The organism is Dactylosporangium sp. NPDC049742 (assembly GCF_040674675.1).
Classification (GTDB): domain Bacteria; phylum Actinomycetota; class Actinomycetes; order Mycobacteriales; family Micromonosporaceae; genus Dactylosporangium; species Dactylosporangium maewongense.
In genome coordinates this window covers 746112-755975 of sequence record NZ_JBFANF010000001.1, presented here as the reverse complement: position 1 = coordinate 755975, position 9864 = coordinate 746112, and the positions used below count along the sequence as shown (strand labels likewise).

11 protein-coding genes are annotated in these 9864 nt (G+C 71.3%); 2 read left to right on the top strand and 9 right to left on the bottom strand.

The window, feature by feature from the left end; all coding sequences use genetic code 11:
* Positions 1 to 265: 265 nt before the first annotated feature.
* The 5 genes from AB0J72_RS03410 to AB0J72_RS03390 all read right to left on the bottom strand — a co-directional run bounded on the left by AB0J72_RS03410 (position 266) and on the right by AB0J72_RS03390 (position 5125).
* Positions 266 to 568 carry a hypothetical protein gene (locus AB0J72_RS03410; protein ID WP_363393862.1) on the bottom strand — a complete coding sequence of 101 codons (303 nt, stop codon included), beginning with the start codon at positions 566 to 568 and terminating at the stop codon, positions 266 to 268.
* Between the two features lie 358 nt (positions 569 to 926).
* Positions 927 to 1430 (bottom strand): DUF305 domain-containing protein, encoded by a 504-nt coding sequence (locus AB0J72_RS03405; RefSeq protein WP_363393860.1) that lies wholly within the window; start codon positions 1428 to 1430, stop codon positions 927 to 929.
* A 215-nt stretch (positions 1431 to 1645) separates the two neighbouring features.
* On the bottom strand, positions 1646 to 2959 hold the full coding sequence (locus tag AB0J72_RS03400) for a PQQ-binding-like beta-propeller repeat protein (protein ID WP_363393858.1): 1314 nt from the start codon (positions 2957 to 2959) through the stop codon (positions 1646 to 1648).
* A 139-nt stretch (positions 2960 to 3098) separates the two neighbouring features.
* Positions 3099 to 4289: a fumarylacetoacetase gene (gene fahA, locus AB0J72_RS03395; protein WP_363393856.1), complete on the bottom strand. Its 1191-nt coding sequence runs from the start codon at positions 4287 to 4289 to the stop codon at positions 3099 to 3101.
* Positions 4286 to 5125 carry a hypothetical protein gene (locus AB0J72_RS03390; RefSeq protein WP_363393854.1) on the bottom strand — a complete coding sequence of 280 codons (840 nt, stop codon included), beginning with the start codon at positions 5123 to 5125 and terminating at the stop codon, positions 4286 to 4288. Before AB0J72_RS03390 ends, fahA begins: the two co-directional genes overlap by 4 nt.
* 84 nt (positions 5126 to 5209) lie before the next feature.
* Between AB0J72_RS03390 and AB0J72_RS03385 the strand changes: the two genes are divergently transcribed.
* Positions 5210 to 6373, top strand: coding sequence for a homogentisate 1,2-dioxygenase (locus AB0J72_RS03385; RefSeq protein WP_363393853.1), 1164 nt, complete (start codon positions 5210 to 5212; stop codon positions 6371 to 6373).
* On the opposite strand, the gene AB0J72_RS03380 is transcribed toward AB0J72_RS03385, so the two are convergent.
* The 4 genes from AB0J72_RS03380 to ispF form a co-directional block, all read right to left on the bottom strand.
* A complete protein-coding gene (locus AB0J72_RS03380; protein ID WP_363393851.1) occupies positions 6370 to 7491 on the bottom strand; it encodes a hypothetical protein in 1122 nt (373 codons plus the stop codon). The two genes, AB0J72_RS03385 and AB0J72_RS03380, sit on opposite strands and share 4 nt — an antisense overlap.
* Positions 7488 to 7994 carry a SigE family RNA polymerase sigma factor gene (locus AB0J72_RS03375; protein WP_363393849.1) on the bottom strand — a complete coding sequence of 169 codons (507 nt, stop codon included), beginning with the start codon at positions 7992 to 7994 and terminating at the stop codon, positions 7488 to 7490. The genes AB0J72_RS03380 and AB0J72_RS03375 overlap by 4 nt, the downstream gene beginning before the upstream one ends.
* 76 nt (positions 7995 to 8070) lie before the next feature.
* Positions 8071 to 8439 (bottom strand): PPOX class F420-dependent oxidoreductase, encoded by a 369-nt coding sequence (locus AB0J72_RS03370; protein ID WP_363393972.1) that lies wholly within the window; start codon positions 8437 to 8439, stop codon positions 8071 to 8073.
* A 17-nt stretch (positions 8440 to 8456) separates the two neighbouring features.
* Positions 8457 to 8933: a 2-C-methyl-D-erythritol 2,4-cyclodiphosphate synthase gene (gene ispF / locus AB0J72_RS03365; RefSeq protein WP_344509154.1), complete on the bottom strand. Its 477-nt coding sequence runs from the start codon at positions 8931 to 8933 to the stop codon at positions 8457 to 8459.
* A 110-nt stretch (positions 8934 to 9043) separates the two neighbouring features.
* Here ispF and AB0J72_RS03360 point away from each other — a divergent pair, with 110 nt between their 5' ends.
* Positions 9044 to 9790: a VTT domain-containing protein gene (locus tag AB0J72_RS03360; RefSeq protein WP_363393846.1), complete on the top strand. Its 747-nt coding sequence runs from the start codon at positions 9044 to 9046 to the stop codon at positions 9788 to 9790.
* Positions 9791 to 9864 lie beyond the last annotated feature (74 nt).

The following is a 9864-nucleotide window of genomic DNA, read 5'->3' as shown; positions in this document are numbered from 1 at the left end:
CCAGCCGCCAGCACCCAGCACAGCCGCGGCGCCAGCACAGCCGCCAGCACCCAGCACAGCCGGTGACACCAACACAGCCGCCAGCACCCAGCACAGCCGCGGCGCCAGCACAGCCGCCAGCACCCAGCACAGCCGGTGACACCAACACAGCCGCCAGCACCCAGCACAGTCGATGACACCAGCACAGCCGCCAGCACCCAGCACAGCCGCGGCGCCAGCACAGCTGGTGGCACCAGCACAGACGCGGCGCCAGCACAGACGCTGATCAATACAGCGCGGGACACGCCAGCCAACACACCTTGGCCGAGCCGGCCACCGCATCGCCCGGCACCACGCTGCTCACACGCGCCACGGCACGCACACCGACCGACGCATCACGCGGCACAATTCGCCGGCACATCCACGGCGCATGACTGCTCATCGCGCCAACACAGACGTTGGTCAATACCCCAAAAAGTCCCCTTTTCGCCATCGACGTTGCGCGATCCACCCACAAATCAGAGATCCACTTGTGGGCTAATCGCGCACCGTCGATGGAATAAAGGCCGCAAATGCGGGCATTGACCAACGTCTGTGCTGGAGGCGGAAGGCCAGCGATGCGAGGCGGAAGGCAAGTGCCACGGAAGGCGGAGGCGAAGAGCGCGAGGCGGAAGGCAGGCGCGGAGAACACGAGGCGGAAGGGCGGAGGGCCGGCGTCGGCGACCGCGTCCCGCCTCAGTCTCGCCCAGACATGCGGAGGTGGAGGGCGGGAGGCAGGGAGCACGAGGCGGAAGGCAGAGGTGGAAGGCGCGAGGCGGAAGGCAGGCGCGGAGAGTGCGAGGCGGGAGGGCGGAGGGCCGGCGTCGGCGACCGCGTCCCGCCTCAGTCTCGCCCAGACATGCAGAGGTGGAGGTGGAGGAGCCGAGGCGGAGTACGCGCGGAGGGCGCTACGGGAGTTTGTCGAGGAGGGTCTTCAGCTCGGCGAGTTCGGCGGTCTGGGTCGTGACGATCTCGGCGGCGAGGTGTTTGACCGCTGAGCCCTGTTCCTGGGCGGTCTTGGCGGTTTCGACGGCGCCCTCGTGGTGCTTGATCATGAGGGTGAGGAACTTGGTGTCGAAGGTGGGGCCGGTGGCGGCGGCCAGCTGGCGGAACTCGGTGTCGGTGAGCATGCCGGGCATGCCGCCCATGTCGCCTGTTTCGTGATGCATGGGGCCTGGGACCGGCTCGCCCCATGAGCGGAGCCAGGCGGACATGGTGGCGATCTCGGGATCCTGGGCCTTGCGGATCTTCGCGGCGAGGGCCTTCACGTCGGGGTTCGAGGCGTGGGTGGCGGCCAGGTCGGCCATGTCCACGGCCTGCTGGTGGTGAGGGATCATGTCGGTCGCGAACTGCACGTCGGTCGCGTTGAAGGTCACCGAAGCCGTCGGCGACGCGCCGGCCGACGCCGTCACCCTCGGCGTGGCATCGTGACCATGAGAGCCGGAACCAGAGCCAGAGCCAGAGCCTGAAGAGCAGGCGGCCAGCAGCGCCGCGGTCAGCGTGACGGACGCAGCAAGGCCACCACCGCGAACGCGACCGCCCCGAGCAGGGGCGCCGGCAAGAGCGGGGGCGCCGGCAGGAGCGAGGGCGCCGGCAGGAGCGAGGGCGCCGGCAAGGGCGGGGGGCATCAGCCGATGCCGACCAGGACGACGGTGTTCATGCTGAAGTAGTACCTGTCGTCGATCTCCGACGCGTTGGTGGTGTGCAGGCGCTCCACGCTGAGGTAGCCGCCGTGCAGGTACAGCTCGCTGAACACGAACCTGTCCTCCGGCCGGATCCGCAGCTCGGTGCTCGACGTGACGGCGCCGGTGACGAGGTTCAGGACCAGGAGCTGGTAGTCGCGGTTGATCAGGTAGACGTTGCGCTGGTCGGCGCCGATCAGGGTGCCGGAGACCTCCGACATCCACAGGCGCTGGCCGGTTGTGCGCGAGAAGGCCCAGATGTAGCCGCCCACGACCTGCTCGGCCAGGACGTCGCCGACCACGACGACCTTGTCCTTGTCGGGCACGAGCTCCGGCTTGACGATGTGGTCGGCGCCGAGGGACCAGTACGTGGGGGTGATGCTGCCGATGCCTGAGGCGGCGTCGGCGAAGGAGACCACGTCGCCGGTCGGGGCGGCCTTGAACAGGGCGCAGCCCGAGCGACCGAGCTGGCAGGAGGTCGGCTCCAGGTACCAGTTGGTGATGTTGTCGGGGCCGATCGACGCGCCCGGCGGGCGCCACGTGGTGAGGAGGGTGCCGGTGCCGGCGTCGTACACCTCGAGGGTCGCCGGCTTGGCGCAGGTGTCCTTCACGAAGTAGGCGTCGAGGCTGGTCCAGTCGACGGCGTGGCAGCCGGGGGTGGCGGCGAAGGAGTGGGTCCAGCGGATCTTGCCGTCGACCGGGTCGATGGCCTGCACGACGTCCTTGCCGGTGGCGATGATGACCTGCTGGTGGTCCAGCGCCGAGGTGGTGACGAAGAGGTCCTCCGGGCTGTACAGCGTCTTCGCGCCGGTGCGGCGGCCCTTGAACGTCTCGCCGTCGGCGGGGTCGATGCGCACCTGCCAGACGATGTCGCCCTTCTCGGCGTCCAGGGCGACGATCTCGCCGTCGGACCACTTGGTGACGACCACGGACATGCCGACGCCGCTGGCGGGCTTCTCGACGGCGACGACCGAGACGACCTCCGCGGGCCAGCGCCGGTACGCCCAGTGCGGCGTCATCAGCCGCTGCGCGGTCACGGGCGTGTCGGCGAACACCCGGCGCTGCTCGGTGTAGACGCGCAGGCGGCCCTCGACGATCAGCGGGGCGGAGGGCAGCTCGGCGTACTGGATGGACTTGACCGGCTCGGGCGACGGCACCGGCTTCTTGGCGCTGCTGACCGTCTCGGCGGGCTTGAGGGTCCGGTACGCGGTGACGCCCATCGCCGCGATGACCACGAGCGCGAGGAGCGCGGTGAGCACCCGGCGCAACGACCGGGGCCAAGTCCGCGGGCGCACCGAAAGACGCCCAGCACCACCGGTCCCCATAACCACCTCCGCGGGGCACCATACCCGGCGATCGTCGCATTCTGCTCACGGCGACCGTCGATCGCCGGGCTTCTCACACCCGCGTCACCACCGTGCCGGCCACTTCACCAAAGCCAACCACGGCCCCACCCGTACACCACCCGGTGGCGGAAATCGTGACCGTGTCGCCATCGAGCAGAAAGCTACGGGTCACGCCGTCGTCGAGCCGGACCGGCTGTGCGCCGTTCCACGTACGTTCGATGAACGAGCCGGTCTGCTCGGGCGTGTCGCCGGAGATGGTGCCGGACGCGTACAGGTCGCCGGTGCGCGCCCAGGCGCCGTTGGCGGTGAGGTGGGCGAGCTGCTGCGCGGGCGTCCAGTAGATGCCGGCATACGGCGGCCGCGACACGAGCGTCCCGTTCCACCGGATCTCGTAGCGGATGTCGTACGAGTAGCGCTCCGCCTCGGCGAGGTAGGGCAGGACGGGCGGGTCCTGGACCACGGCGGCCACCTTCGCGGGCTCGAGCGCGTCCAGCGGCACGACCCACGGCGACACCGACGTGGCGAAGGACTTGCCCAGGAAGGGCCCGAGCGGCTGGTACTCCCACGCCTGGATGTCGCGGGCGGACCAGTCGTTGACCAGTACGGCGCCGAACACGTGCTCGCGGAAGTCGTCGACGGCGATCGCTCCCTTGGACGGCGCGCCGACGACGAACCCGAGCTCGGCCTCGACGTCCAGCCGCCGGGACGGGCCGTAGCTGGGGCGCTCCTCGTCGGGCGCCTTGCGCTGTCCGTGGGGGCGCGGGATGTCGGTGCCGGAGACGACGACGGTGCCGGCGCGGCCGTGGTACCCGATGGGCAGCGACTTCCAGTTGGGCAGCAGCGTCGGCGCGTCGGGGCGGAAGATCGCGCTGAGATTGTTGGCGTGCTGCTCGGAGGAGTAGAAGTCGACGTAGTCCGCGACCTCGAACGGCAGCGCGAGCGCGATGTCGCCGACCGGGTGCAGGTGCCGCTCGACGGTCCCGGTCACGCCGCCGGTGAAGAGGTCGGTGAGCTGGGCACGGACCCGCGTCCAGGTGGGGCGGCCGGCGGCGAGGAAGCGGTTCAGGTTCGGCGCGCCGGTGAACGCGCCGCCGGCGTCGACCAGGCCGGCCTCCTCGGCGGCGGCGAGGTTGAGGACGAGGTCGCCGGCGCGGACGCCGGCCCAGCCGTCACGGGTGGCGCACAGGGGCAGGTTGTGCAGGCCGAAGGGGTCGTCGGCGGCGGGCTGGATCCACGGGGTCACGCATGCACCTCTCGGGGTAGGAGGCCCAGGTTGGTCAGGTCGGTGACGGGCTCGTCGACGCTGCAGCTGCCGAAGCCGACCCACAGCGGGCGCGGCCGGTCCAGCGCGTCGCGGACGGCCGTCGCGAGCGGGAGCCCGTCGGTGCCGGCGAGGATGCCGGCCAGGTCGGCGGGCTCGGCGCCGTCGTCGGCGGCCAGGCACGCGGCGAGCACGTTGAGGAAGCCGTGGTGGACCAGGCCCGTGTCGGGGTCGGTGTGCCGCACGGCGTGGTGCAGGCCCGCGGTCAGCTTGAACGGCAGCTCGCGGTCCCGGCAGGCGCAGATCACGGCGGCGAGCTCGACCGGCGTCGGGAACAGCTCGGCGGCGAGCCCCCCGGTGCGGAACTTCGCGGCGGCCGGCAGCCCGTCGGCCCGCAGCCTCGCCAGGTGATCGAGGGCCTGCATCAGGCCCCAGGCGAGCGGCACCTCGAAGTACCAGTTCCACGGCTTGTCGCTGTGCTTCTGAGCCAGGGCGGCGAGCCGGTCGATGCCTGGTGCGGGGTCCTCTCCGCGCTTGGCGACGGGCGACTCGACCTGCCGGACGGTGAGGTTGCCGGGGACCGCGGCGAGGGCCTGGCCCACGGCGACGGGCTCGCCGACGACGCCGATGTCGACGGTCGCGGCGATCTCGGGCAGGTCGGCGGCGGGGACCAGCAGTGGGCCGATCATCGGCGCCCACCGGCCGGCGCGGTGGCGGAGGTGGGCCGGGACGGCGTCGGGCAGCGGCATGCTCCCCGGCGGGAAGACGGCGGCGTCGTCGACCAGGGCGGCCAGCAGAGGCGGTACTGCGTTTGACACGGCTTCCGAATCTAATGGACGCTATACAGGGCGGACAACTTCGTCCGCTATCCGGACGGTTTCCACTTCTTCCGGGAGGCAGCGATGCCCTACTACCGTCGCGTGGGCGAGGTTCCACCGAAGCGACACACCCAGTTTCGCCAGCCGGACGGCTCGCTGTTCGCGGAAGAGCTGATGGGGCAGGAGGGTTTTTCGAGCGACTCTTCCCTGCTGTACCACACGCATCGACCGACGGCTATTCTATCGGCCACCGCGGTGACGCCGTTCACGACGACCCGAGCGCCGAACCTGCCGCTCAAGCCGCGCCACCTCCAGACGCACAAGCTCGGCGGCGGGCCCTCCGACGCGGTCCTGGGCCGGCAGCACCTGCTGGCCAACGACGACGTGCGGCTGTCCTACGCGGTCGCGACGGCGCCGTCCCCGCTGTACCGCAACGCGATCGGCGACGAGTGCCTGTACGTCGAGTCCGGCTCGATGCTGGTCGAGTCGGTGTTCGGTGCGCTGTCGCTGAACGAGGGCGACTACGCGATCATCCCGACGTCGGTGATCCACCGGCTCGTGCCGGTCTCCGGCGAGGTCCGGCTGCTGGTGATCGAGGCGTCCGGGCACATCGGGCCGCCCAAGCGGTACCTGTCGAAGCGCGGCCAGTTCCTGGAGCACTCGCCGTACTGCGAGCGCGACCTCCGCGCGCCCACCTCACCCTTGCTGGTGGAGGGCACCGAGGTGCCGGTCCTCGTGCAGCACCGGCGCGGGTGGACCGAGCACGTGTACGCGCAGCACCCGTTCGACGTCGCCGGCTGGGACGGGTGCCTCTACCCGTGGGCGTTCTCGATCCACGACTTCGAACCGATCACCGGCCGGCTGCACCAGCCGCCGCCGGTACACCAGACCTTCGAAGGCCCGAACTTCGTCATCTGCTCGTTCGTGCCGCGCAAGGTCGACTACCACCCGCTTTCCATCCCCGTGCCGTACAACCACCACAACGTCGACTCCGACGAGGTGCTCTTCTACACGGGCGGCAACTACGAGGCGCGCCGCGGGTCGGGCATCGTCCAGGGCTCGATCTCGCTGCACCCCAGCGGCTTCACCCACGGCCCGCAGCCGGGCGCGGTCGAGCGGTCGCTCGGCGTGGAGGCGTTCGACGAGCTGGCGGTCATGGTCGACACGTTCCGCCCGCTCGACCTGTGCGAGCCCGGCCTGTCCGTCGAGGACACCGGCTACGCCTGGACCTGGGCCCGCACCGTCTAGCCACAGTCCCAGCGCACAGGGCTGTTGTCCGGGAGCGACCAGCCGAACAGCTGCCGGCCGTCGTCCCGGACCGCCTCGGGCCGCGCCGTCCGGCCCTCGAACTGGTCGGGCACCGGCTGGAGGGTGCCGTTGACCCACACCGCCTGCCGGTGCTCGGGCGTGTCCGTTTCGCCGTAGACCCGCCCGTACATGTCGACGACAGCCCACCGGCGGCTCAGGCCGTTGATCACGTCGGCGTGGCGGGTGCGGATGTTCCACCGCACCCCGGACCCGACCGCCCAATCACCGGTCAGGCCGGTGACCTCGACCTTCCCGCCGACCTCCGGCGGCACCGGCAACGGCTCGCCGGTGCCGTCGGGGTGCCACAGATACGGTGTGACGACATCACCGCTGACCAGCTCGCCGACGATCAGGCCGTCCCAGGCGATCCCGGTCGCCCGCGCGACATGACCGGCGGGAGCCTTGAGCATCCGGGGGCGGTCCGGCCGGCCGCCCGGCCACACCACCGCCTCGTAACCCATGGGGTTTCCCAGGTCCACCGCGCCGAGGAGATCGCCGGCCTCGTTGATGTCGGTCAGCGCGAGGTGGGTCGCGCCCTTGGGGAGCGTGAGGGCCCTGAACCGGCCGTCGCGGTACACCCAGCCGCGCTCGACCTTCCCGTTGACCCCGGCGAAGTCACCCGCGCGGTTCACGTTCGTCACCTGGAACCTGCTCGGCACGTCCGGGATCCGCTCGACGGCACCGTCCACGTACCGCACCGCCTCGACCGGTCCCGTGCCCCGCGCCTCGAGGTGCACGACCACCCGCCAGGTGTCGTCCAGCACGAACCATGGATGCCACTTCGCCCACGGCGCGGTGTCCTTGCTGATCGTGCACTCGCCGAGCGGCGGCGCGATCGTCGACGTCGGCAGCGGCACCGGCGTCCGATCCGCCGGCATCGCCTGGGGGCGGCTCCGCACGGCGCCGATCGCGACGGTCACCGCCAGCACGGCGACGGCGGCGACCGCGGCGTTGCGGATCCTGCGCCGGCGCCGGCCGGTCCGGATCGCCCGGTGCAGGTCGACCCTCGGCGGCCGCACGTCGGGGTCGCGCAGCGGGGCCAGCAGATCCTCGGTCATCGCGCACCTCCGGCCGGCGCGAGCACGCCCAGCTGCTTCCTGAGCTTCGCCAGCCCGTCCGACGTCTGGCTCTTCACGGTCCCCGCGGAGCAGCCGACCAGCTCCGCGACCTGCTCCACCGGCAGGTCGCACAGGAACCGCAGCACCAGCACCGCCTGCTGCTTCGGCGGCAGCTTCCGCAGCGCCGCCCGGACCACCAGCCGCTCGTCGGCCGGCTGCCCCGTGACAGCCGGCTGGTCTGGTGGCATCTCGGTCAGCACGACCCGGGACCAGGGGCGACGGCGCTCGCTCAGGAACGCGTTGACCACGCTCCGCCGCACGTACGCGTCAAGGTTGCCGACCTGCCGCACCTGCCGCCACCGCGCGTACAGCGTCGTGACCGCCGCCTGCACGATGTCGTCGGCGCGGTCGGCGTCGCCGCAGAGCATCACCGCCAGCCGGTGCAGCTGCGGCAGCCGCGGCTGGAAGTACTCCACGTACTCCCGCTCCAGTTCGTTGCGCACATCGCCTCCCGCCGCATTGACGCGCGGCGGGCCGGCGGCGGTTGGGTGCGGGTTTCCGCTAGTGCTCGACTTTTCGCTAGTGCTCGACGACCTTGGTGGCGGTCACCCGGCAGACCACCCTCGTCACGCCCGGGACCTTCTCGATCCAGGGTTTGCCGTCGTACGCGCGGCTCAGCTCGTCGATCAGCTCCGGCCCGCCCTCCTCCGTGATGGCGACGGTGCCGCGGAGCTCGACGTGGCGGTACGGGTTGGCGGGGTCGTACACGCAGATCGACACCCGCGGGTCGCGCTCCATGTTGCGGGTCTTGCGGCGGCCGCGGATCGTCGAGAAGACGACATCGCCGCCGTCGTGCTTGGCCCAGATCACGCTGGACTGCGGCGCGCCGTCCGGGTTGATCGTGCTGAGCACCAGGAACGCCCGGCGGTCGAGCAGCTCGCGCAGCATCTCGTTCACGTGTGTCTCTACTCCTTCGGTACGGGATAGATCAGCGCCACGGCGGTGGCGGCGAGACCCTCACCGCGGCCCGTGAAGCCGAGCCCGTCGGTGGTCGTGCCCGACAACCGGACGATCGCCCCGATGGCGGCCTTCAGCGTGTCCTCCGCCTCGGCGCGGCGCTTGCCGACCTTCGGCGCGACGCCGATGACCTGCACGGACACGTTGCCGATCTCATAGCCCGCCGCGCGGACCAGCCGCGCGGCCTCGGCCAGCAGCGTCACGCCCTTCGCACCGGACCACTCCGGGCGGCCCGTGCCGAAGATCGCCCCGACGTCACCCAGGCCCGCCGCGGACAGCAGCGCGTCGCAGATCGCGTGGGCGGCGACGTCGCCGTCGGAGTGCCCGGCGAGGCCGTCGACCCCGTCCCACTTGAGCCCCGCGACCCAGCACTCGCGCCCCTTCTCGAACGCGTGCACATCCGTCCCGTTGCCGATCAACATCATTTCCGGATCACTTTGGGAGGGTACGACGACCGGTGCACAATCGTGAACTTCCGGTTGCTGGCTCGCCATCAGGCTCGGCATCGTGGCGTTCCGGGCCTAGGCTAGGTCGGGTGCGCAGCGACCAGACGACCCCGAAAGCCCCACAGCAGTGGTGGCGCACCGGAGCCGCCTTGCGCTTCGGGCTGCTCGCCCTGCTGGTCGCGACGTTGTCAGTGGTGATGCTGATCATTCACCCGGACAAATCGTCGCTGACCCATGCCGTGGGCCCTGACCATCCGTTCGCCCCGGCGATCGCCGTCTTCGGCACCGCCCTGCTGACCACCGCCCTGGTCCCCCGGACCCTCCTCGCCGGCGTCGGCGGCGTCCTGTTCGGCTTCGCCGGCGGCGTCCTGTACATCCTGGCGGGGGTGACCCTCGGCGCGCTGATCGCCCACACGATCGGCCGCTTCCTGGGCCGCGAGTTCATGACCCGCCACCTGAGCGGCCGCTTCCTCGCCGTCGAGCAGGCCGTCGCCAACCGCGGCATCGTCGCCGTGATCATCTCCCGCATGATCCCGTTCGTGCCGTTCTGCGTGGCCAACTACGTCTTCGGCACCACCCGCGTCCGCCGGTCCGCGTTCATCACCGGCACCACCCTCGGCGCCCTGCCCGCCACCATCGCCTACGCCGCCCTCGGCTCAGCCACCGCCCGCGGCGACCACGTGGGCATGTCCATCGCCGGCGTGGCGATCGCGACCCTGGGCATCGGCGGCTCGATCGCCTCCTACCTGGTCTGGCGCCGCCGCCCCCGCAAGCACGTCGCCCCAGCCTTGACCGCCCCGATCTCGGCCGCCCCGGTCTCCCCGGCCGCCGCCTGACCACTTTCCCGTCTTCCACCGGCCCCGCGGCACCCACCGCCCGGGGCCGGTTTCGTTTGTGTACGCCTCTTCGC

Coding starts and splice junctions, on each gene's coding strand:
- AB0J72_RS03385 (WP_363393853.1), top strand. CDS start 5,210: ATGCCCTACTACCGTCGCGTGGGCGAGGTTCCACCGAAGCGACACACC.
- AB0J72_RS03380 (WP_363393851.1), bottom strand. CDS start 7,491: ATGACCGAGGATCTGCTGGCCCCGCTGCGCGACCCCGACGTGCGGCCG.
- AB0J72_RS03370 (WP_363393972.1), bottom strand. CDS start 8,439: ATGCTGCGCGAGCTGCTCGACCGCCGGGCGTTCCTGGTGCTCAGCACG.
- ispF (WP_344509154.1), bottom strand. CDS start 8,933: ATGATGTTGATCGGCAACGGGACGGATGTGCACGCGTTCGAGAAGGGG.